Source organism: Streptomyces exfoliatus (assembly GCF_000725545.1).
GTDB lineage: Bacteria > Actinomycetota > Actinomycetes > Streptomycetales > Streptomycetaceae > Streptomyces > Streptomyces exfoliatus.
Genome location: NZ_JNZP01000001.1, coordinates 1 through 23805 on the forward strand (window position 1 = coordinate 1; position 23805 = coordinate 23805).

Genomic DNA, 23805 nt, shown 5'->3' on the forward strand with positions numbered 1-23805 from the left:
GGATCACGTCCTCAGCTACAAGTGGACGCTGCCCGACGGCACCGACGTGACCACCGGCGGCAACCAGGTCCAGACGGCTCTGCCGTCGGCCGTCGCCCCCGGTGACAGTGTCGATCTCCAGGCCGTGGTGAAGACCCCGATCAACTCCGACAACGGCAACAAGCGTACCGACTACGTCCTGACCTGGGACGTCTACAACAAGACCACCGGGGCGTGGACGTCGGGCACCTCCGGCATCCCCGGTCTGAAGCAGAACGTGGCCGTGGAGGACCCCACCTCCAACCAGCTCGGCCTGGAGAAGTTCTACGCCTACACCGGCAAGAACACCGGCGCCGGCGGCAGCCTGATGAACAACCTCGCCTCCGGCAACGCGGCGTGGTCGTACAACGCGTTCAACAACCCGGGTCGTGGTCTGAACACGTTCTTCCGGCTGGCCTACAACAGCCTGGACACCTCCGACACGGTCTCCGGTGCGGGCTGGTCCATGCAGGCGTCGGGGCCGATCCGGCTCGGCGCGCCGCTGGAGTTCCACCCGAAACCGCACCCCACGGAGATCCGTCTCCCGGACGGCGACGGCACCACCCACGTCTTCCGCTGGGACAGTGTGAACAGCGTCTGGAAGGCACCGGCCGGTGTCCACTACAAGCTGACGGCGAAGCCCGGTCTCGACTGCACGCCGCTGAAGGACCCGATCCCGGACGCCTGGACCATGGCCAGGCCGGACGGTACTCGCTTCCTGTTCGGCTGCGACGGCTACCTGACCTCCACGGTGGACAAGAACGGCAACACCATGCTGTTCACCTACGAGGAGCGGAAGTCCAACAACAAGCCGACCAAGTTCCTGACGTACATCACCGACCCGGCGTCGCGGCAGACGCTGACGGTGGACTACTTCAAGAAGGGCGACGCCTCCTACGAGTACGTCTCGGGCACCGGCACCATCGCCACGGGCTCGAACCTGACCAACTCCAAGATCTACGACCACATCAAGTCGGTCACCGACGTGTCCGGCCGTAAGATCAACTTCTGGTACACCGACAAGGGTCTGCTCGGCCAGTTCACCGACGGTGTGGGCTCCTCGCAGCCGAAGGTGTTCAAGTTCACCTACGACGCCACGCAGGGCAACAAGAACGTCAAGCTGGTGGCGGCCACGGACCCCCGGGGCAACGCCACCAAGCTGGCCTACTACGCCCCGCAGGCCGGCGACGACCCGAAGTACCACTGGTGGACCAAGACCATCACGGACCGGCTGAACAACAACACGACGTTCGCCTACAAGGCGAACGTGACGAACCCGAAGTTCACCGACACGAAGGTCACCGACGCCGAGGCGCATGCCACGGACTACGTCCTGGACGACTTCTCCCGTCAGGTGAGGGCCACCAACGCCAAGTCGCAGGCCACGGACCTCTCCTGGGACGCCGACAACAACGTCACGCTCCTGAAGGACGCGAACGGCGCCCAGACCACCTGGACGTACGACCAGAAGACCGGCTACCCGCTGACGATGAAGGACGCGGAGGCCAACAAGAACGGCACCGCGGCCTCGGTCTACACGTACCAGACCCGTCTGGACGGCTACTCGGCCGATCTGTCCACCAAGACCTCTCCGGAGGGCCGCAAGTGGCAGTTCGGCTATGACGGCTTCGGCAACCTCAAGACCGTCACCGACCCCAAGGGTGTCGCCACCACCTCGGTGACCGGCGACTACACCACCACGTACGACTACGACGCCTACGGGCAGTTGGCCAAGGCCACCGACGCCAACGGCAACGCCACCGTCAACTCCGACTTCAGCGACATCGGCTACCCGAAGAAGATCACCGACGCGGAGAGCCACGCCACCTCGTTCGTCTACGACGAGCGCGGCCAGGTCACCTCGGTGACCGACACGCTGGGCACCACCACCACCCAGACCTACGACGCCTTCAAGCGTCCGCTGGTCAACAAGGTGCCCAAGGTGCAGGCGCAGGGGTCGTTCATCACCACGCCCGCCCCGGTGTACGACGCCAACGACAACGTCACCTCCAGCACCGCCGCGGACGGCGCGGTGTCCACCGCGGTCTATGACCCGGCGGACCAGGTGACCTCGTCGACCGGCCCGGACAACAACCTGAGCGGACGCACGTCGCTCTACAGCTACGACAAGGTCGGCAACCTCAGGACCACGACCGAGCCCAAGGGCGCGGCGACGACCGCCGTCCCGGACGACTACGTCACCACCAACACCTACAACGAGATCTACCAGCTCCTGTCGGTGGTCAACGCCCAGGGCGACAAGGTCTCCTACGAGTACGACAACGTCGGCAACGCGGTCACGGTCATCGACCCGAAGAAGAACGCCACCGCCGACACCACCGACTACACCAGCAAGACCGCGTACGACCTCAACCACCGCGTCACCAAGGTCACGGACGCGGCGGGCAAGTACACCACCACCACCTACGACAAGGACTCCCTGGTCCTCGAGACGACCGACAAGGAGGGCAACAAGTCCCAGGTCGTCTACGACGAGCGCGGCAAGGTCATCGAGCAGAAGGTTCCCTACGAGGGCACCACGGTCCGGTCGACCAAGTTCGAGTACGACCAGATGGGCAACACCACCAAGGTGATCAGCCCGCGCGGCACCGCCACCGCGGCCGCGGACGACTTCACCAGCCGTACCGAGTACGACAAGCTCAACCGGCCGGTCAAGCAGTTCCTGCCCTACGACCCGGCGGACACCCGCCACAACAACCCCAACGTCTACACACAGACGGTCTACGACGCCGTCGGCCGCACCGCGCGGGTCTCCGCGCCGCCGTCGGAGGGGCAGACGGTCCGCAACGACACCGACTACACCTACTTCGACAACGGCTGGCCCAAGACGGTCACCGACCCGTGGGACATCGTCACCTCCTACGGCTACAACCAGACCGGCCAGCAGGTGTCGCGCACCCTCACCTCCGCCGGCGGCTCCAGCTCGCGGACCATGGGCTGGGCGTACTACCCCGACGGCAGCCTCCAGGCCCGCACCGACGACGGCGTGCCGTTCGGCGCCCACGTCGTGGTGGGGGACAACTCCGACACCCAGAGCACCTCGGCCACCGGCACCTGGGCCACCGCCTCGGCCACCGGCCAGCAGGGCTACGACCACCGCACCCACGCGGCGGGGGCCTCGACGGACAGGTTCACCTGGACGCTGAACGTTCCGCAGGACGGCAGCTACACCGCCTACGCGAAGTACCCGACGACCTCGGGCGCCTCCACGGCGGCGAAGTACAGCGTCACCCACGGCAGCGGCACCACCGACAAGGCGGTCAACCAGACCACCGGTGGCGGCACCTGGGTCTCGCTGGGCGCGTTCACCTTCAAGCAGGGGAACACGTCCAAGATCACCCTGGCGACCGACGCCTCGGGCAAGGTCGTCGCCGACGCGGTGAAGATCGTCCGTAACGCCACGGAGACCGACAACGAGAAGAGGAACTTCACCTACTCGTACGACCTCAACGGCAACCTCACCTCGATCGCGGACGCCTCCTCCGGCACCAAGGTCGACGCGTACTCGATGACCTACACCGAGCTCAACCAGCTCCAGAAGGCCAGTGAGTCCCTGTCCGGCGCCGAGAAGAAGGCCACGTCGTTCACGTACGACGCCAACGGCCAGCCGCAGACGGTGACCCACCCCGACCAGTACTCGCAGTACTTCTACGACCTGCGGGACCTGACGACGACGGTGAAGGTCGGCAAGTCCGCCTCGGACGCCTCGCCCGAGACCACCGCGTTCACCTACACCGACCGCGGCCAGCGGCTGAAGGAGACCAAGGCCAACGGCAACACGGTCGACTACACCTACTACCTCAACGGAGCGCTGAAGACCCAGAGCGAGAAGAAGCCGAACGCCACGCTGGTCTCCTCGCACACCTACGCCTACGACGCCAACGGCAGCAAGGCGCAGGACGTCGCGTCCAAGATGAACGCCGACAACCACGGCGCGTACCTGACCTCCACCACGAACTACACTTACGACCCGGTCAACCGGCTCACCAAGTCGGTGAAGACGGGCAGCGGCGCGGGCACCGAGACCTACGCCCACGATGACAACGCCAACGTCATCAGCCAGACCGTCAAGGACATCACCACCACCTACACCTACGACCGCAACCGGCTCCTCAGCGCGAGCGTCAGCGGTGTCAGCAACAGCTACAACTACGACCCGTACGGCCGACTGGACACCGTCACCGCCGGTGGCAAGGTGCTCCAGGACAAGGACTACGACGGCTTCGACCACGTCATCAAGAACTCCACGCTGCAGGACGACGGAGTCTCGACGAAGACCAGCACCTACGTCTTCGACCCGCTGGACCGCACGACGTCCAAGACGGAGTCCGGCAAGACCACCGACTACAACTACCTCGGTACCTCCAGTGAGGTCCTCAACGAGGCCGTTGCCGGCGCGGTCACCAAGTCCTACCAGTACAGCCCGTGGGGCGAACGCCTGACGCAGCTGAAGCACAACACCGACGGCACCGAGGAGCTCGGCGTCTACGGCTACAACGGCCACACCGACGTCGAAACCCTCACCGACACCAGCGGTGACACGAAGTCCACCTACGGCTACACGGCCTACGGCAGCAACAACGACGCCGAGTTCACCGGCATCGACAAGCCCGACGCCGCCCAGCCCGACAAGGAGGCGTACAACCCCTACCGCTTCAGCGCGAAGCGCTGGGATTCCGCCAGCGGCACGTACGACATGGGCTTCCGTGACTACGACCCCGGCCTGAACCGCTTCACCAGCAGGGACATGTACAGCGGCGCCCTTGCCGACATGCGGCTGGGATCGGACCCCTTCACGGGGAACCGCTACGCCTTCACGGGCGGCAACCCGATCAGCAACGTGGAGATCGACGGGCACAACTGGTGCGAGGGCGGGGCCTTCTGCCCCTACAACGAGACCTTCGCCGATGCGTGGATCACCGGCATCGGTGTTCTCACCGACAACCTCGCCGGCCCCGTGATCGCCGCGGAGCCGATCCTTCGGGACCAGTGCCCCTCGTGCTTCGGAAGCCCCGGTGACCCCAACGGGGTGGACCTGGGATTCGAATGGGTCTCAGGCAGGGGTCCCAGTAAGCGGGACTTCGGCGGGAACGACGCCTTCACGCAGTCGCTCATGGACCACTACCACGTCCAGCGCGTGCGCGAGATCGCTGCCGACAACATCAACGGCGGAAACTACAACGTCGGCGCAACCGTCAAGCAGTACACGGACAAGAAGACGAAGAAGGTCGAGAACAACGGCCTGAACCACTCGCTGAACTCCAAGACCGTCCTCCTGGATTTCACGACCAACATGTCCGCTGCGTTCCTCGGTTCCTACACCATGGACTACACGGTCAAGTCGGTCGACAAGAAGGCGGGAACCGCGACCATTGAATTCCATGTGAAGAATGGCAGCGATATCAACTCCGGGACGCACATCGCCCCGGAGCTCGGCGGATACAGTCCGTGGTGGGATGAGAACATCGCCATCCCGCTCAACGACAACTACACTACGGGGCGTTTCGGCGCGAAGGAGCAGGAGTTGACGTGGACGGAGACGATCGACCTCGGCGATCCCGCGGCTCCGTCGGGGGCGTCGGAGTCGTCGCCCGGCCTGTTCGACGGCCTCACGGATTGGGTCTCCAGCCTCTTCTGACGGCAGGCTGACGCGTAAACGGCCGGGCTGCCCCCGGAGGCCCGAAAGGGTCTCCGGGGGCAGCCCGGCCTCCGGAACCAAGGGAAGCAGACAACGTGCGATTCGGCGCATCTCGCAGTGGTGCAGGCCTCGCGGCCGCCGCCTTGACGGTACTCACATCGACCGCTTGCGGCATACTTCAACCCGCCCGGGCCCCGGTGGAGACCCCGGAGTCCGTAGTGCATTCCGAATTGGTCGGCCGATGGGACGGGAGCCCGGAATGCAGATCTCCGCTTCCGGTGATCCGACTGCGTGACGATTACACCTATACGGTCAAGGACTTTCCGACGGAGTGGGACGGCCCGGTGCCGGACTCTCAGGTGACACGTCGTTCGACCGACGGGAAATGGCACGCGGTCAACAAGGACCCCGGCCTGTCACCCTATCTCGTGCTTCGTTTCGAGAAGGGGAAGGGGGAGTGGGAAATAGAGACTCTCTTTTTCACCCTGGAGAAGGGAACACTGTGGATGGGCACGTCCGTCGAGGTGGAGGGGGAGCCCGGACATTCCTTCTCGTGCGACTTCAGACGTACTTCTGCCGACCCTGAATCCGCCGGATAGCGGATGACGCCCCCAGCCGGCACGGCGCCCTGTCGGGTGCGGCCCCCGCGCCCGTGGCGCAGCGGCGCGGCGAGCCCGGGGCGCAGGTGCCATGCTGGAAGGCAGCGGGGGCCGGCGGCAGGAACACAGGTGATCGCTCATGTGTCGATGGCTCGCATACTCGGGTACGCCCCTGCTGCTCGACACCATCCTCTACAAGCCCGCCCACTCGCTGATCGACCAGAGCCTCCACTCCAGACTGGGCGTCGAGACGACGAACGGTGACGGCTTCGGTGTCGGCTGGTACCCGGAGGAGGCCGGGGCCACCCCGGCCCTGCTCAGGGACATCGGCCCCGCCTGGAACAACCGCAACCTGCGGGAGATCGCTGACCACGTCCGGTCACCGCTGTTCTTCGCCCACATCAGGGCGTCGACCGGCACCGCGGTCCAGCAGTCGAACTGCCACCCGTTCCGGCACGGCCGCTGGATGTGGATGCACAACGGCGCCATCGCGGACTTCCATCTCGTGCGCCGCGAGCTGTCCCTGCTCATCGACCCCGCCCTGTACTCCGACGTCGAAGGAACGACGGACTCCGAGGTGATGTTCTACCTGGCGGTCACCTTCGGCCTGGACCAGGACCCGCCCGGTGCCGTGGCCCGCATGGTGGGAGTCGTGGAGCGCATCGGCCGCGACCACGGCGTGGAGCTCCCGATGCAGATGACGGTCGCCGTGACCGACGGCGAACGGCTCTGGGCCTTCCGCTACTCGAGCGCGGGCGCTTCCCGGTCCCTCTTCTACAGCACCCGTGTGGACACCCTGCGCACGCTGCACCCCGACGTCGCGTTCCTGCGGGAACTGTCCGACGAGTCCCGCCTCATCGTGTCCGAACCCCTCGGCGATCTGCCCGGCGCCTGGAACGAGGTACCCGAGAGCAGCTACGGCGTCGTCCAGGCGGGCGGCGACGAGTTGCGCCCCTTCGTCCCGGAACCGGCATGACGCGGTGCCGGCACCCGTCGTGATCACGGTCGGGGTCGAGGAAGAGTACCTCCTGGTCGACCCGGCGACTCTCCTTCCCGTACCGCGCGTGCGGGAGGTACGGGCAACCGCCGGCCTGGCGACGATCGCGGAGGCGCGGGAGGTCCAGGACGAGCTGCTGCAGGCCCAGATCGAGGTCGCCACCCCTGTGTGCACGGCCCTCGAAGAGGTGGGGGGCCATCTGCTGCGGCTGCGCCACGCGGTCGCCTCCGCGGCCGAGGCCAACGGCTGCCGCATCGCGCTCTCCGCCACCGCCCCGGTCAGGGACGCCGCACCCGTACCCCTCACGCGTACGGCCCGGTACCTGAAGATGCGGGACGAGGCCCGACTGCTGGTCGACGAGCAGCTGATCTGCGGCATGCACGTCCATGTGGGGATCCCCGACCGCGCGGCGGGAGTCGCGGTCCTGAACCGGTTGCGCCCCTGGCTTCCGACCCTGCTCGCCATGTCCGCGAACGGGCCCCTGTGGGACGGCCGGGACACCGGGTTCGTCAGTTGGCGCACGATCATCTTCGGCCGTTGGCCGGTCAGCGGCCCACCACCGCATTTCGAAGGAGCGGCGGACTACGAGGCGCTGGCCGACGCTCTCGTGGCACCGGGGCTGATCCCGGACCGGGGGCAGTTGTACTGGCATGCCCGGCTCTCGGAGCGGTACCCGACCGTCGAGGTGCGCTGTTGCGACGTGCAGCTGGAGGCGGACGACGCGGTGATGCTCGCCGGTGTCGTCCGCGGGCTCGCGGCCACCGCGATGGCCGAGGAGAAGGCCGGGGTCGGAGCCGCGCCCTGCCGGCCGGAGGTGCTGCGCGCCGCGACGTGGCACGCGGCCCGGCACGGGTTGAGCGGCACCCTGGTGGACGTGGCCGGTGGAGGCCGTCTCCGGAGCAGCGACTCCGTGCTGCGCGCGCTCCTGCGGTACATCCGCCCGGCCCTGGAGGACAGCGGTGACCACCGCGAGGTGGCCTCGCTCGTCCAGCGGCTCATCCAGCGGGGAACGGCGGCCGACCGCCAGCGCCGCGCCCTGGCCGAGACCGGTCTGGCAGGGGTCGCGGCGCTCGTCACCGCGGGAGCCACCACCGCCTGAGGCCCGTACGTGCCCGGGAGCCGCGACGACCGGGCCGGCCGCCGGCGCGGCCGGGCGGTCGCCTCCGTCCCCTCCCGGGCCGACCGGCTCGTCTCACCGGGCCGACCGGCCCGTCCGTGCCTATGGTGAGAGGGCGGAAGACCGCAGAGGTCTCGCGTGGGCAGGTGGAACGTGGGCACAACCGGCATCGACTTCGAAGCGGTCTTCCGCGCCCTGCCGGGCGCGGCCGCCCTGCTGAGCACGGACCTCGTGTTCGTCGACGTCAACGAGGCGTACAGCGCGCTGTCCGGCCTCACCCGCGAGGAACTGGCGGGCCGCTACCTGTTCGACGTCTTCCCCGACAATCCCGGCGATCCGGCCGCGAGCGGCATGCGCAACCTGCATGCGTCCCTGCACAGGGTCGTGGCCACCGGGGAGAGCGACAGCATGGCGCTCCAGCGCTACGACGTGGAGGACCCCGACCGGCCGGGGGAGTGGCAGGAGCGGTACTGGAGCCCGGTCAACGTCCCGGTGCTCGGGCCCGACGGCGCCGTGGCCCTGGTGCTGCACCGGATCGAGGAGGTCACCGAACTCATCCGCGCCCGCGGCACCCGTGGCGGCTCCGGTGCCCGGGTCCTGGAAGCGGAGCTCTACACCCGCGCCCGTGAGCTGCAGGAACTCAACCAACGTCTGCGCGAGGCCCACGCCCGCGAACGCGAGGTCGCCCTCCATCTCCAGCAGGCCATGCTGCCCGCGCCCGGCCCGCTCGACCACCACCGCGCGGCCGTGCGGTACCGGCCCGCCACCGGCTCCCTCAACGTGTGCGGTGACTGGTACGACCTGATCGACATGCCCGAGCGCGACCACACGGCCGTCGCCGTCGGCGACGTCGTCGGCCACGGGCTGCACGCCGCCGGGGTCATGGGCCAGCTCCGCAGCGCCCTCTCCGCCGCCTCCAGGGTGGCGACCGGTCCCGCACAGGCCCTTGAGGCGCTCGGTCTGTACGCCCGGCACGTCGACGGTGCGGAGTCCACCACCGCCGTGTCGGTCTTCATCGACCGGCCCGGCCACACCCTCACGTACAGCAGCGCCGGTCACCTCCCACCGGCCCTCTGCCACCTGGACGGCACCGTGACGTTCCTGGACCGGGCGACGGACCCCCCGCTCGGCGCCCGGCCGGAACACGAGTCCCGCCCCCAGAGCCGGACGGGCTTCACCGATGGCTCCACCCTCGTCCTCTACACCGACGGGCTCGTCGAGCGCCGCCACGAGGACATCGACACCGGCCTCCGGCGGCTTGCCGACTCGCTCTCGCGTCACCGCGCCGCCGAGCCCGACGACCTCGCCGACGCTCTCCTGAGCGACCTGGTCCCGCCCGCCGGGATCACCGACGACACCGCACTGGTCATCCTTCGCCTCTGACGGTCCGCTCGCGACGTCCGGGCCGTCAGCGCCTCGTCGACCGGGGCCGTCACGGCTCGGTCGACCGGGCCGTCACCGCCTGGCCGAGCGGGGCTGGGTGGTGGGGATGCGCTGGGTGAAGAACAGGGCGACCAGCGCGGCGAAGGCGAGGATCGCGAGTGCGGCGCGCAGCCCGTCGAGCCGCGCCGCGGCGTTCGCCTCCAGCGCCTCCTGCGTCAGCCGCTCGCTGGTGCCGGCTTCGTCAAGCGCGCTCTCCAGCTGGACGTCGGAGAGGAACGGCACGCCGCTCTGGAGCTCCACGGCCGTCTGGCTCTTCACACTGGCGGGGACGGCCGGATTCTGCTCCACGTTCGCCAGGAAGGACGAGGTCAGCGAGGCGATCAGGACCGATCCGGCGAGTGCGGTGCCGATCGAGGCGCCGAGGTTGGTGACGGCGTTCTGGACGCCTCCGACCTCCGCGCTCTGTTCCTCCGGCAGCGCGGAGACGGTGACGGACCCCAGCTGGGAGGCGAGCGCCCCCATCCCGAGCCCGATCAGGAGCATGGGGATCGTCACCACTTCCGCGCCGGCGTCCGCGTCGAGCGCGGCCATCAGGGTCACCGCGCCGAGGAGCAGCGCGGTGATCCCGCTCCGTACCACCCGTCGGGGTGAGACGTCCGGGAGGAAGCGGGGGATGAGGACCGCGGCCGCGAGCAGGGTCGCCGAGAGCGGCAGGAGCCGGACACCGGTGGCGAGCGCGGAGAGGCCCAGGGCGACGGAGAGGTAGAGCGGGACGACGAAGAACACGCCCATCTGGACGAGGTACTGGAAGAAGAACATCGTCAGGCCGCCGTTCAGCTGCTTGTTCTGCAGCATGGCGGGGTCGAGCAGCGGTTCCGCGCCCTGCCGGACGAGGCGGGCCTCCCAGCGGAGGAACAGCCACGTGATCCCCATGCCGAGCAGCATCAGCCACACCGTCAGGGACACCCCGAGCAGTGCGGGTGCGTCGGGCTTGGGCTGGAACCAGCCCCACTCGTCCGATCGGAGCACCCCGTAGACGAAGCCCCCCAGCCCGAGGGCGGACAGTGCCGTGCCGACGAGGTCGATGCGCGACCGTACGTCACTCACCGCGTCGGCGATCGGGCGGGCGAGGACGAGGATGCCCAGGACCACGAGGACCTCGCCGGCGAAGACCCAGCGCCAGGAGAAGTACGTCGTGGCGACACCGCCGACGAGCGGACCGACCGCGATGGCGATCGCGCCGGCCGCGGCGACGAGACCGTAGGCGGCCGGACGACGCTCCGCGGCGAAGTTTCCCGCCACGAGCGCCACGATCGCCGGAAGAATCAGCGCGGCCCCGATGCCCTCCAGGAACGCCCAGCCGATGAGCAGCACCGGGAGGTTGGGTGCGAGGGCCGTGGTCAGGGAGCCGCAGCCGTAGATGACGCACCCGATCATGAACGCGCGCTTGCGGCCGATCAGTGCGCCGATCTTGCCGCCGGGGATCATGAACATCGCCATCACCAGGGTGTAGGCCGTGATGGCCCCCTGGATCCCGGCCACCGTCGTGCCGACGTCCTCCGCCACCGTCGCGATGGAGACGTTCATGACGGAGCTGTCGAGCGCCATCAGGAACTGGCCGGCCGCCAGCGTCAGCAGCACGACGCGCGCCTTCGCGGCGCCCTCGGCGGTGCCTTTGTGTGATGCCATGGCTGTCTTGTCCTTGCGCTTCGACGTCCGGACGCCCCGGGTCAGGCTCCGGGCCGCGGGCCCCGGGTCAGGCTCCGGGCCGCGGGCCCCGGGTCAGGCCGCAGGCCCCGGTCACGCCGCGGACCCCGGTCAGGCCGCGGGCAGTTCCTCCGCGGGCAGCCGGCCCGCCCGCACCGCGTCCGTCAGGGCCTGGTGGTCACGCTCGTTCTGGTCGGCGTACGCCTCCGCGAAGGTGGCGAGGGCGCGGTCGAACGCGTCGCCGCCGCCCAGATAGGCGGCGATGGCGATCCGGTCGCCGGACCTGGCGTGCGCGCGGGCCAGCGTGACGCCGCACAGTTCGCCGAACGCCGCCATGCGTCTCGGGTTCATCGTCTCCGGCATGGCGATGCCCTTCCAGTCGCGCAACTGCCGTACGTAGAAGTCACGCTGACGGCCGTCGATGCCGTCCACCCGTTCCCAGCCGAGGAAGATGTCGCTCGTGGCCTGCATCAGCCGCTGGCCCGAGACGACCCGCTCTCCCTGGTTGCGGTACTCGCTCGCGCCGACGTGCGCCGCGAGCACGGAGGTGTCGGCCTCCTTGGCCTGGAGGAAGAGGGGGTCCTTGTCGTCCCGGCCGAGGAGCAGGAAGATCCAGCAGCGGGTGCCGACGCTGCCGACGCCGACCACCTTGCGGGCGACGTCCACGAGGCGGTAGTCCTCCAGGAGCGTGCGCCGGTCGGAGGGCAGGGTGCGTCCGTACCGCTCGATCAGGCCGCGGAACTGACGTTCCAGCGCGCCGCGTTCGACGTCCGGCAGGAGGTCGGCGATGGGGACGAGCAGCGGGGGATCCGCCGCGATCATGGGCTTGCCGTCGACCGAACGGGTGACTTTGGCGAAGGCCTGCAGACTGTCGCGCGTGCGGGCCTTGGCCATGACGCGGGCCAGTCTCTTCCGGCCGCCCTTGTGGAGCCGGTCCGCGGCCAGGGTCTCGAGGCGGGCCGCGTCGATCTTCGCGTACCAGACGTCGAGGGTGCGCATCCCCGCGAAGCGGATCATCGCCTCGCGGTAGGAACGGACCGTGGTGCGGACGATGCGGGCCCGCTCGGCGTCGTCGAAGCCGTTCGCCCGGCCCGCGATCACGAAGCTCGCCGACAGCCGCTTGACGTCCCACTCCCAGGGGCCGGGAAGCGTCTCGTCGAAGTCGTTGATGTCGAACATCAACTGCCGCTCCGGCGAGGCGAGGAGCCGGAAGTTGAGCATGTGGGCGTCCCCGCACAGCTGGGCCGTGAGCCCGGAGCTCGGGGTGCCGGCCAGGTCGGACGCCATGATCGCGGCGGCGCCGCGGTAGAAGCGGAACGGGGACTCGAGCATGCGGCCGTAGCGGATCGGTACGAGTTCGGGGACCCGTGTCGCCGACTGCGCCTCCAGGACCGTCAGCGGGTCCGGTCTGTCGCCGGCCGGCCGGTACTCGGCGTGGCCCGACCGCGGCGAGCGGCGCCGGGCCTCCTTGCCGAGTGCCGCGCGTTCGCCGGGCGTGGCGTGGTGTGCCGCGCGCAGCGCCGTGGTCGTGTTCCGGGCCACGGGTCAGGACTTCTTCGGGACGGGCGGCTTGGCCGGCGTGTCCGTCTTCCTGGTGTCCGTACCGTCCCGTGCGGTACCGGTACCGGTACCGATACCGGCGCCGTCTCGTGCGGGCTTGGAGGGCGCGCTCTTCCGCTTCCGCGGGGTCGCCTTCTTCTCCGTGGCCGCCTTCTTCGTGCCCGCGGCCTTCTTCGTGTCCGTCGTCTCCTTCGACGGGGCACCGCGGGTCGGCCCGGTCGGCCACTTGAACTCGATCTCCAGCTCCACCTCCCCGCCGCCGATCTCGATCTCGACCTCGCCGCGCAGGTCGTCGGGGATCTGCAGGCTCAGCGTCCCGTGGCCGAACTCCATGTCGACCTCGCCGCCCTTTCGCAGCGCGGCCGCGAGCGCCGCGAGCTGGTCCGCGGCCTCGAGCCGTGACATCGCGCGCTTCTGCTCGAACTTGAGATCCTTCATGTGGCGTTTCCGATCAGGTAGGAACGGTGGACGGGCTGAGGTCTTCCGACCGGTCAGGTCGCGAGGACCTTGGCCTTGGCCTGCGCGAACTCGGCCTCCGTGATCGCGCCCCGGTCCTTGAGCTCGGCGAGCCGGGCCAGTTCCTCCGCGTGCCCGCCGCTGCCGGCGGTCTCCCGCACGTAGGAGCGAAACTGCTGCTCGTTCTGCCGGACCCGGTTCAGCTCGCGCTCGCCCATGCCGCGCCCGCGGGCGATCAGGTAGACGAACACGCCGAGGAAGGGCAGCAGGATCACGAAGATGGTCCACCCCGACTTGCCCCAGCCGCCGAGCGAGTCGTCGCGGAAGATGTCGCCGATGATCCGGAAGAGGAGCATGAACCAGAGGACCCAGCAGAAGATCAGCAGCATGGTCCAGAACATGTTCAGCAGCGGGTAGTCCACTGCCAGCTGCACCATCGAGTCGTTCATGGCCGATCTCCTGCCGGTCGGGACCGGCCGCGACTGCCTGTTTCTCCGGAGGTCGCGGTCCGGTGGACGAAACTTCCTCCAGGGTGCGGCGCGGTCGCGCATTCCGCACTCCGGGCGGGGAGAGCCGGCCCGGAGTGCCGGTTTCGGCGTGTCAGTCGGCGGTGTGCGACCAACTGGAACACAGCGCCCAGATGATGAACACGTCGATCGCCAGGAGGGTGAGCGCCCACCAGGGCTGGTAGGGGAGCCAGAGGAAGTTGGCGATCATGCTGAGGCCGGCCAGGCCGACACCGGCCACGCGCGCCCAGTTCGCGCCCTTGAAGAGACCCACTCCGGTGACCACGATGATGATCCCGAGGATGAGGTGGATCCAGCCCCAGGCCGTCAGGTCGAACTCGAAGACGTAGGAGCCGACGCGGGCGTAGACGTCGTCCTCCGCGATGGCCGCGATGCCCTGGAGGACGGCCAGGGCGCCCGACACGGTCAGCAGCACCGCGGCGAACACCGTGCCGCCGCTCGCCACGCCGCCGCCGGACCGGGGCACGTCACCTGGTGTGGTCCGGGCGTTCCACTGTCCTCCGGCCGGGGTCTGCTGGCTCATGGAAGTCACCTCACAGCTCGCGATCCTCGCCGGGCATCCCGTCGCTCGCCGACCTGCTCGCGCTGCCACGGGACGCCGGGCCCAGACACCTCCTTCCCAGTATCGGCGCCCTCCGGGCGACGTGCTTGACGGCGGTACGACCACCCCTGTCCGGCGGTGCGACCACCCCTGTCCGGGGCCGGCCCACACGGGGGAACCGGCCGCGAGCCAGGGGTGGCGACGGATCAGTACGTCAGGATGCCCGGGTCCGTGACGCCGGGTGCGCCCGTCTCCACGTGGCCCGCGAGGCGGCGGAGGTAGTCCGCGTTCGCCGGGATCGCGACGGTCACGTCGTACCAGCGGGCCGCCGTCGTCAGGTCGACCGTGTGGGTGACCGTCGCTCCCCTCGGGACGGTCACCGTCTGCGGGGTGCCCGCGTAGGTGTTCGTGACCGTGAGGGTGGCCGCCGCCGCGGTGCCGTTCGTCAGCGTCAGTTCCAGGTTGCCCGTGGAGGCGTTGTGGCGGGCCGTGACCTCGGGGACCGCCGTCTTGCCGGGGGAACGGAAGCGGCGGAGGAAGCCGTTGGGGCCGTGGACCGTGAGGTCGGTGACGCCCTTGGAGTACTTGGTGTTCCAGGTGTCCGAGAGGGTCTTGGCCGCCTCGGTCGTGTACGTCCAGGGCGCGTCCGTGCGGTTCGCCGAGGTCACGTAGAACTGGGCGCCCGCCGCCGGGCCGCCGCTGAAGGTGAGGCGGTAGGTGCCCGCAGTGGTGTCGGCGGCGCCGTCCACGTACGGGGCGTACTTCAGCGGACGGGTGGGCTTGGTGCCCGGCTCCTGGCGGGGCATGGTGCCGGCCGCGGGGGCGGTGGCGAGGAAGTCGGGGTGGCGGTCGCGGTCCGGCGGGTAGTAGCCGTCGGTCGGCGGCAGCGGGGCGGGCTGGGCGTTGGTGCTCGTGAAGTCGAACGCCGAGGTCAGGTCGCCGCAGACGGCCCGTCGCCAGGGCGATATCTGGGGTTCGAGCACGCCGAAGCGCTGCTCCATGAAGCGGATGACCGAGGTGTGGTCGAAGGTCTCGGAGCAGGTGTAGCCGCCGGTGGACCAGGGCGAGACGACGATCATCGGGACGCGCGGGCCGAGACCGTACGGGCCGGCGACGTAACCCGTCTTGCCCGGGAAGTGGTCGAGCGCCGTCGGGGTCGTGGAGAGGCCCTGCGCCGCGGAGGCCGGGACGTACGGCGGGACGACGTGGTCGAAGAAGCCGTCGTTCTCGTCGTACGTGATGAACAGGGCGGTACGGGCCCACACGTCGGGGTTCGAGGTCAGCGCGTCCAGGACCTGCGCGATGTACCAGGCGCCGTAGTTGGAGGGCCAGTTGGAGTGTTCCGAGAAGGCCTCGGGGGCGGCGATCCAGGAGACCTTGGGCAGCCGGCCGGCCTGGACGTCGGCGCGGAGGTCGGCGAGGTAGCTCTCGCCCTTGGACGCGTCCGTGCCCGTGCGGGCCTTGTCGTACAGCGGGTTGCCGGGCTGGGCGTTGCGGTAGGTGTTGAAGTAGAGGAGGGAGTTGTCGCCGTAGTTGCCGCGGTAGGCGTCGTTGATCCAGCCCCAGTGCCCGGCGGCGTTCAGGCCGTCGCCGATGTCCTGGTAGACCTTCCAGGAGATCCCGGCCGCCTCCAGGCGCTCGGGGTACGTCTTCCAGCCGTAGCCCGCCTCGGCGTTGTTGAGGACGGGGCCGCCGCCCGTGCCGTCGTTGCCGGTGTGGCCGGACCACAGGTAGTAGCGGTTCGGGTCGGTCGAGCCGATGAACGAGCAGTGGTACGCGTCGCAGACCGTGAAGGCGTCGGCGAGCGCGTAGTGGAACGGGATGTCCTCGCGCGTGAGGTACGCCATCGTGGCCGGGGTCTTGGCCGGCACCCACTGGTCGTACTTGCCGCCGTTGAACGCCTTCTGGCCGCCCGCCCAGTCGTGGTTGAGGCCCTGGAGGAACTCCATGCCGAGGTCGTCGCTCGGCGGCCGGAACGGCAGGGTCACCTTCCTGCCGTCCGTCTGGTTCCAGACGGACTTGCCGCTGGGCAGGGTCACCGGGCGGGGGTCGCCGAAGCCGCGCACGCCCTTCATCGCGCCGAAGTAGTGGTCGAAGGAACGGTTCTCCTGCATCAGGACGACGATGTGCTCGACGTCCTGGATCGTGCCGGTGGAGCCTTGCGCCGGGATGGCGGCGGCCCGCGCGATGCTGTCGGACAGCATGGTGAGGGCGGCGGCGCCGCCTGCGAGCTGGAGGAACCTGCGGCGATCGAGGTCGACCATGGGGAGTTGCCCTCCGGAGGGGAAGCGGACGAGTACGGGTGCGGGTGCGCGCGGCCGACCGGTCGAACGGTCCGCGAAGCGCCCCAAGGACAGCGCCCGCGCCCCACCACCCGGCGGCCGCCCCATGACTGCCCGCCGTACAGCAGGCGAACCCCTCGTGCGCGTACGGGAAAACCCCCGGCGCGGGATGCCGCGCGCCGGGGGTTCTCCGGTGTCCGTACGGGTGGGACTACTCGACGACGAGGTCGACCTTGATGTTGCCGCGGGTCGCCTTCGAGTACGGGCAGAAGGCGTGGGTCTTCTCCAGGAGGGTCAGGCCCGCCTCGCCCTGCAGGTGGTCGGGGAACTCGGCGCGCATCACGACCGCGAGGCCGAAGCCGCCGTCCGTGGCGTCCTTGCCGATGGAGACCTCGGCGGTGATGGAGGCGTCGGAGATGTCGATCTTCTCCTGGCGGGCGACCAGGCCCATGGCGCTGGCGAAACAGGCCGCGTACCCGGCGGCGAAGAGCTGCTCGGGGTTGGTGCCCTGACCGTTGCCGCCGAGTGCCTGGGGGTGGGCGAGGGGGAGGTCGATGTGGCCGTCGGAGCTGACGGCGCGGCCCTCGCGGCCGTTGGCGGTGGCGACTGCGGTGTAGATCGCGTCCATGTTCTCTTCCGTTCCTGTCCTCGGGAGGCCGTGTCGTGCGGTGGCCCTCTATTAATAGCGCACTATTCAGTTGTGCACAACTGAATAGTGCGCGAGAAGGCCTCGCGTATCCTGGAGTCATGGAGACGCTCGACACGGTCCCGGACGAGGACTTCCTCCGGCTCGACCACCAGATCTGCTTCTCGCTGCACGCGGCGACCCGCGCCTTCAACGGCGTCTACCGCGAGGCCCTCAAGGAGCTCGGGCTCACCTACCCGCAGTACCTCGTCATGCTCGTGCTCTGGGAGCACGGCGAGCTGCCCGTGAAGGGCATCGGCGAACGCCTCCGGCTCGACTCCGGGACCCTGTCGCCGCTGCTCAAGCGCCTGGAGGCGGCCGGCTACGTCGAGCGGCGCCGCAGCCCCGAGGACGAGAGGTCCGTCACCGTACGCCCCACCGTCGAAGGGTCCGCGCTGAAGGCGAAGGCCCGAGCCGTACCCCGCCGCATCGCCACCGCGACCGGCCTCGACCTGGAGGAGATCCGCGAGCTGCGGGATCGCCTCGCCGCGCTGGCGGTCCGCCTCGACGGCGTCGACCCGGACGACCTCGCCTCCTGTGGCTGACGGCCGTCCGGTCTCCCGCGCCGCGAGGCCGGCGGTCATCGAACCGTAAGGAGCGATCTCCACCCCCGTCCCTATACTCACCCCATGCCCGACATCACCATCCGGCGCGCCACCGCCGACGACTCCAAGCGGCTCACCCGGCTCGTCCGGGGGTCCCGGGCCTACCGGGGGGACTACGCCGGCATGGTCGACGGGTACCAGGTCGGCGGTCCGTACATCGAGCACCACCCCGTCTTCGTCGCCGTCGACGAGGAGGGCCTCGTGCTCGGGTTCTACGCCCTCCTCGTCGACGAGGCCGAGCTCGACCTCGCCTTCGTCGCCGACGGCGCCCAGGGCCTCGGCATCGGGCGGCAGCTCATGGCGCACATGACCGGGCAGGCCAGGGCCGCCGGGCTGCGGTCCGTGCGGGTCGTCTCGCATCCGCCCGCCGAGGAGTTCTACCTGCGCACCGGCGCCGTCCGCACCGGGACGGTCCCGCACGCCGGGCACATCCACTGGGACCGCCCCGAGCTCCGGTACGACGTCGCGTGACCGCCACCAAGGAGGAGCGGGAGGAGCAGGACCGCCGCCGGGTCTTCGCCGACCTCACCCCGCTGCGCACCTCCCCGCACTACCGCCGTCTCTGGTTCGGCAGCACCGTCTCCTGGGTCGGCCAGGGAATGACGTCTCTCGCCGTCTCCCTCCAGGTCTACGACATCACCCGCTCGCCCTTCTCCGTCGGGCTCGTCGGGCTCTTCTCCCTCGTGCCGCTCGTCGCCTTCGGCCTGTACGGCGGCGCCATCGCGGACACCGTCGACCGCCGCAAGCTCGGCCTCTACAGCGCCTGCGGCTCCGCCGTGCTCTCGATCGCGCTCGCCGCCGCCGCGTTCGCCGGCTTCCACCGGGTCTGGTTCCTGTACGGGATCGTCGCCCTCCAGGCCGTCTGCGCCGCCCTCAACTCGCCCGCCCGCACGTCGATGATCCCCCGGCTCCTGCCGCCCGAGCAGCTGCGCGCCGCCAACGCGCTCAACTCGATGGTCATGACCTTCGGGATGCTGGTGGGGCCCAGCCTCGGCGGTCTGATCGTCGGGTTCGCCGGGTTCCAGACCGCGTACCTGATCGACGCCGTCGCCTTCTCCGCGAGCCTCTACGCGATGTGGCGGCTGCCGTCGATGCTCCCCGACCGCAAGGGGGGCAAGCGGGCCTCGGTCCTCGACGGGCTGCGGTTCCTCGCCACCCGCCCCAACCTGCGCATGACGTTCCTCTCGGACTTCTGCGCGATGATCCTGGCCCACCCCCGGGCCCTGTTCCCGGCCGTCGCCGTGGTCTGGTTCGGCGGCGACGCCAAGACGGCCGGACTCCTGGTCGCGGCGCCCGCGTTCGGTGCGCTGCTCGGCGGAGTGCTGTCCGGCTGGCAGGGCCGTATCCGCCACCACGGGCAGGCGATCCTGATCGCGGTGGCCTGCTGGGGCACCGCCATCGCCGTCTTCGGGCTCACCAGGAACCTGTGGCTCGGGCTGCTGCTGCTCGCCCTCGCGGGATACTCCGACACCGTCTCGATGATCTTCCGCAACACGATGATGCAGGTCGCCGCGCCGGACGAGATGCGCGGCCGGCTCCAGGGCGTGTTCATCGTGGTCGTCGCCGGAGGGCCCCGCCTCGGCGACTTCCTCGCCGGCTCGGTGGCCGACCTGACCTCGCCGGCCGTCGCCGTCACGGGCGGCGGGCTCGCCTGTGTCCTCGCGATCGGCGTCCTCGCCCTGTACGGGCGCGATTTCCGCCGGTACGACGCCCTCGACCCGACTCCGTGAGCAATTCGCCCCGAACGGCACGTCCTGTTCTGGCGGTTGGCCGCCACGGCGCATAACCGCCAGGAGCGAGCGGACTCAACTCCCGCCACCAGGGCCAAGACTCCTCGCAGCACCCGGAAAACACCCCCGACCCCGGGTCCGCGAGGAGTTCCAACGATGACGTCGAGGACCACACCCTTCGGCAGAGGGAGAGTCGCGCTGCTCGCCGCGGGCGTCTCCCTCGTGATGCTCCCGGCCGGGCAGACCGCCGCCGCCGGGACCACCGCCTCCGCCGTACCGGAGACGTTCGGGGCGGCGAAGAGCGCCACCGTCACCCTGGTCACCGGCGACCGCGTGACCCTCACCGACCTCGGCGGCGGACAGCAGACCGTCACCGTCGACCGGGCCGAGGGCGCCACCGGCGCGATACGCAGCCGGATCGCCGACGGCCGGGTCACCGTCGTCCCCGACGAGGCCCGCCCCTACCTGGAGTCCGGGGTGCTCGACCCGCGCCTCTTCGACGTCACCGGCCTCGTCGAGCAGGGCGTCACCGGCGAGCTGCCGCTGATCGTCACGTACGGAGGCAAGCACGCGCGGACCACCGCGGGAACCCCGCGCGGCGCCGAGACCGTCCGCGCGCTGCCGAGCATCGGCGGCGCCGCCGTCACCGCCACCGACCCCGCCGCCTTCTGGCGTGGCTTCACCGCCGCCCCGAACGCCCGCGCCGCAGCCCCCGCCAAGGTCTGGCTCGACGGCAAGGTCGACGCCGCCATGGCCGAGTCCAACGCGCAGATCGGCACCCCTAAGGCCTGGGAGGCCGGGCTCACCGGCAAGGGCGTCAAGGTCGCCGTCCTCGACACCGGCGCCGACCTCGGCCACCCCGACCTGACGGGCCGGGTCGCCGAGTCGAAGTCCTTCATCGAGGGCCAGGAGGTCGCCGACCGCGACGGCCACGGCACGCACGTCGCCTCCACCGTCGGCGGCAGCGGAGCGGGCTCCGACGGCAAGGAGAAGGGCGTCGCCCCCGGCGCCACCCTCGCCGTCGGCAAGGTCCTCAGCGACGAGGGCTCCGGCACCGAGTCGCAGATCATCGCCGGCATGGAGTGGGCCGCCAAGGACATCGACGCGAAGATCGTCTCGATGAGCCTCGGCTCGCGCGAACCGAGCGACGGCACCGACCCGATGGCCCAGGCCGTCAACACCCTGTCCGCCGAGACCGGCGCACTCTTCGTCGTCGCCGCGGGCAACTCCGGCGCCCCCGGCTCCATCGGCTCGCCCGGCGCCGCCGACTCCGCCCTCACCGTCGGCGCGGTCGACCCGGCAGACGAGGCCGCGTACTTCACGAGCCAGGGCCCCCGCCACGGCGACCAGGCCCTCAAGCCCGACCTGTCGGCCCCCGGCGTCGGCATCCTCGCGGCCCGCTCCCAACTCGCCGCCGGAAGCGGCCTCTACACCTCCATGAGCGGTACGTCGATGGCGACCCCGCACATCGCCGGTGTCGCCGCCCTGCTCGCCGAGAAGCACCCCGACTGGACCGGCGCCCAGCTCAAGGACGCGCTGATGTCGTCGTCGAAGACGCTCGACGCCTCCTCGTACGCGCTCGGCTCCGGACGGGTCGACGTGGCCGCCGCGATCTCCGCGAACGTCACCGCGACCGGCTCCGCCGACCTCGGCTTCTTCTCCTGGCCCTACGAGACGAACAAGCCGGTCACGAAGACCGTCACCTACACCAACTCCTCCGACGCGCCGGTCGAGCTGAACCTCGCCGTGGAAGGCATGCCGGCCGGGGTCACCGCCCTCGCCGACACCACCCTCACCGTCCCCGCCCACGGCACCGCGTCCACCACCGTCACCGGCGACGGCGCCAAGGCCCCCGTCGGACAGTCCTCCGGCCGGATCACCGCCACCGCGGGAGGCGCGCCCGTCGCGCACACCGCGCTCGGCCTGGTGAAGGAGGAGGAGCGCTACACCCTCACCGTCCACGTCAAGGACCGCGACGGCGCCCCCGCCCCCGCCTTCCTCGGCGTCCAGAAGCTCGCCCGGGGCGAGGACCCCTTCCCGGCCACGGTCGGCGAGTCAGGCACCCTCGAACTGCGCCTCAAGCCCGGCACGTACACCGTCGACACCTTCCTCGACGTGCGCGGTTCCCACGGCGCCGACTCCCTCGGCCTCGGCTTCCTCACCGAGCCGGAGATCACCCTCGACCGCGACCGCGAGATCACCCTCGACGGCCGGCGGCTGCGCGAGGTCCGCGCCGAGGTCGAGAAGCGCACCGAGACCCGGCAGCTCCTCATGGAGTTCGACCGGAAGGCGAACGGCGCCTCCTACGGCGGAGCCGTCCAGGTCCCGCCGCTGTACGACTCGATCTTCGCCGCGCCCACCCGTGAGCCCGCGACCGGCACCTTCGAGTACCGGACCGTCTGGCGGCTCGGCAAGCCGATGCTCGACGCGAGCGTCGACGGCGTCCGGCTGGCCGGTGCCACCCCGCAGGCCGGCACCGGCCTCCTGGAGGGCGGTCACCGCCTCGGCCTGGTCGACGCGGGCACCGGCACCCCCGCCGAGTACGCGGGCCGGAACGTCACCGGCAAGGCCGTCCTCGTCCGCCTGACCGACGGCGCCGACCCGACCGCGCTCGCCCAGACCGCCCAGGACGCCGGCGCCAAGACCCTGTTCGTCACCGACGACCGGGCCGGCCGGCTGATGAAGTGGTTCGGCACCGCCGACTACCAGGACCGGCCGCTCCCGGTCGCCACCGTCAACACCGCCGACGCGAACCGGCTCGCGGCCGGCGCGGCCCGGGGCGGCCGCGTCGACCTGACCGGCACGCGCTTCACCCCGTTCACGTACGACCTCTCCGAGGGCCACCCCGGCGCCATCGGCACCGACCTGGTCTTCCGCCCCGACGAGGACGAGCTCGCCACCATCCGCTCCACCTTCCGCATGCCGACCAAGCGGAAGGAACTGGGCGGGGAGTTCCGCTACTCGATCACCGACACCTTCCCGATCGGTTTCGGCTTCAAGGAGTGGATCGCCTTCCCGGCCGAGCGCACCGAGTACGTCTCCACCGGCGCCGGCCAGCGCTGGCACGAGTCCGTCGACCTCGGCGACTCCCTGGAGCAGCGCGGCGGCACCCCGTCCTACCGGGGCGGCAGCCGGGTCGCGCTCGACTGGTTCGGCCCCGTCTGGCACCCGTGGCTGGGCACCGGCCTGGGCTGGGGCCAGCAGCGCAGCGGCAACGACCTGCGCTTCAACACCCCCGGCTGGGGTGACTCGGGCACTGACCACACGGGCTTCGGCAACGTGTGGGGCGACGACACGATGACCCAGTACACCGAGGTGTACGTCGACGGGGTCCGCGTCGACCGGAAGATGAGCTCCGGCGCCTACGCCTGGGACGCTCCTGCCGAGGAGGCCACGTACAAGGTCGTGACCGACACCGCGCTCGACCCGGCCCGCTGGCGGCTCGGGAGCAAGGGCCACAGCGAGTGGACGTTCCGCTCCGCCGAGACCCCGGCCGACCGGATCACCTACCTGCCGATGCTCAACCTCGGCTTCGACCTGGACACCGACCTGAACGGTGACGTCCGGGCCGGAAGCAGGCTGCCCGTCGGGATCTTCGCCGAGTACGTCGAGGGAGCGACCGGCACCGGCACCATCGCCTCCGGCACCCTGGAGGTCTCCTACGACGAGGGCGCGACCTGGACGAAGGTCGCCCTCAGGAAGTCGTGGCGCGGCGCGGCCTGGACCGGGGAGCTGCGCGTCCCGTCCGGTGCCGACTCCGTCTCGCTGCGGGCCGGCGCGAGCGACGACCGGGGCGGCTCGGTCAAGCAGGAGCTGATCCGCGCGGTCGGCGTGAGGTAACGCTCGACACCCTCAGGGCCGGGCCCCTTCCCACGAGGAGAGGGCCCGGCCTCTCGGCGAGGAGGGGCCCGGCCATTCAGAGAGGGGCCCGGCCATTCA

16 protein-coding genes are annotated in these 23805 nt (G+C 70.2%); 9 read left to right on the forward strand and 7 right to left on the reverse strand.

What is annotated here, in order from left to right; translation table 11 throughout:
* From IO20_RS0100005 to IO20_RS0100025, 5 genes are all read left to right on the forward strand, one after another.
* A partial coding sequence (locus tag IO20_RS0100005) for a golvesin C-terminal-like domain-containing protein (RefSeq protein ID WP_281181552.1) occupies positions 1 to 5677 on the forward strand: 5677 nt, incomplete at its 5' end.
* A 278-nt stretch (positions 5678 to 5955) separates the two neighbouring features.
* Positions 5956 to 6276, forward strand: coding sequence for a hypothetical protein (locus IO20_RS0100010; RefSeq protein WP_030547988.1), 321 nt, complete (start codon positions 5956 to 5958; stop codon positions 6274 to 6276).
* A gap of 139 nt (positions 6277 to 6415) precedes the next feature.
* Positions 6416 to 7252 (forward strand): class II glutamine amidotransferase, encoded by an 837-nt coding sequence (locus IO20_RS0100015; RefSeq protein WP_030547987.1) that lies wholly within the window; start codon positions 6416 to 6418, stop codon positions 7250 to 7252.
* Positions 7253 to 7271: 19 nt separating this feature from the next.
* Positions 7272 to 8372 carry a carboxylate-amine ligase gene (locus tag IO20_RS0100020; RefSeq protein WP_030547986.1) on the forward strand — a complete coding sequence of 367 codons (1101 nt, stop codon included), beginning with the start codon at positions 7272 to 7274 and terminating at the stop codon, positions 8370 to 8372.
* A gap of 171 nt (positions 8373 to 8543) precedes the next feature.
* Positions 8544 to 9773 carry a PP2C family protein-serine/threonine phosphatase gene (locus IO20_RS0100025; RefSeq protein WP_030547985.1) on the forward strand — a complete coding sequence of 410 codons (1230 nt, stop codon included), beginning with the start codon at positions 8544 to 8546 and terminating at the stop codon, positions 9771 to 9773.
* 72 nt (positions 9774 to 9845) lie between these two features.
* On the opposite strand, the gene IO20_RS0100030 is transcribed toward IO20_RS0100025, so the two are convergent.
* The 7 genes from IO20_RS0100030 to IO20_RS0100060 all read right to left on the reverse strand — a co-directional run bounded on the left by IO20_RS0100030 (position 9846) and on the right by IO20_RS0100060 (position 17474).
* The gene (locus IO20_RS0100030; protein WP_030547983.1) at positions 9846 to 11462 is read right to left on the reverse strand and encodes an MFS transporter; all 1617 of its coding nucleotides are present in this window, start codon (positions 11460 to 11462) and stop codon (positions 9846 to 9848) included.
* A gap of 129 nt (positions 11463 to 11591) precedes the next feature.
* Positions 11592 to 13022 carry a DUF2252 domain-containing protein gene (locus IO20_RS0100035; protein WP_030547981.1) on the reverse strand — a complete coding sequence of 477 codons (1431 nt, stop codon included), beginning with the start codon at positions 13020 to 13022 and terminating at the stop codon, positions 11592 to 11594.
* Between the two features lie 3 nt (positions 13023 to 13025).
* A complete protein-coding gene (locus IO20_RS0100040; protein ID WP_030547979.1) occupies positions 13026 to 13478 on the reverse strand; it encodes an amphi-Trp domain-containing protein in 453 nt (150 codons plus the stop codon).
* Between the two features lie 53 nt (positions 13479 to 13531).
* On the reverse strand, positions 13532 to 13945 hold the full coding sequence (locus IO20_RS0100045) for an SHOCT domain-containing protein (RefSeq protein WP_030547977.1): 414 nt from the start codon (positions 13943 to 13945) through the stop codon (positions 13532 to 13534).
* A gap of 151 nt (positions 13946 to 14096) precedes the next feature.
* Complete coding sequence (locus tag IO20_RS0100050; protein WP_030547975.1) at positions 14097 to 14546, reverse strand: DUF7144 family membrane protein; 450 nt, start codon at positions 14544 to 14546, stop codon at positions 14097 to 14099.
* Between the two features lie 224 nt (positions 14547 to 14770).
* Positions 14771 to 16828: a phosphocholine-specific phospholipase C gene (locus IO20_RS0100055; protein WP_030547974.1), complete on the reverse strand. Its 2058-nt coding sequence runs from the start codon at positions 16826 to 16828 to the stop codon at positions 14771 to 14773.
* 229 nt (positions 16829 to 17057) lie between these two features.
* The gene (locus IO20_RS0100060; protein ID WP_030547973.1) at positions 17058 to 17474 is read right to left on the reverse strand and encodes an organic hydroperoxide resistance protein; all 417 of its coding nucleotides are present in this window, start codon (positions 17472 to 17474) and stop codon (positions 17058 to 17060) included.
* A 119-nt stretch (positions 17475 to 17593) separates the two neighbouring features.
* Between IO20_RS0100060 and IO20_RS0100065 the strand changes: the two genes are divergently transcribed.
* The 4 genes from IO20_RS0100065 (at position 17594) to IO20_RS0100080 (ending at position 23706) form a co-directional block, all read left to right on the forward strand.
* Positions 17594 to 18076: a MarR family winged helix-turn-helix transcriptional regulator gene (locus IO20_RS0100065; protein WP_030547972.1), complete on the forward strand. Its 483-nt coding sequence runs from the start codon at positions 17594 to 17596 to the stop codon at positions 18074 to 18076.
* An 84-nt stretch (positions 18077 to 18160) separates the two neighbouring features.
* Complete coding sequence (locus IO20_RS0100070) at positions 18161 to 18607, forward strand: GNAT family N-acetyltransferase (protein WP_030547971.1); 447 nt, start codon at positions 18161 to 18163, stop codon at positions 18605 to 18607.
* The gene (locus IO20_RS0100075; RefSeq protein ID WP_030547970.1) at positions 18604 to 19866 is read left to right on the forward strand and encodes an MFS transporter; all 1263 of its coding nucleotides are present in this window, start codon (positions 18604 to 18606) and stop codon (positions 19864 to 19866) included. The genes IO20_RS0100070 and IO20_RS0100075 overlap by 4 nt, the downstream gene beginning before the upstream one ends.
* 156 nt (positions 19867 to 20022) lie before the next feature.
* Entirely contained in the window at positions 20023 to 23706 is a 3684-nt protein-coding gene (locus IO20_RS0100080) for a S8 family serine peptidase (RefSeq protein WP_030547969.1), read from the forward strand.
* Positions 23707 to 23805: the final 99 nt, after the last annotated feature.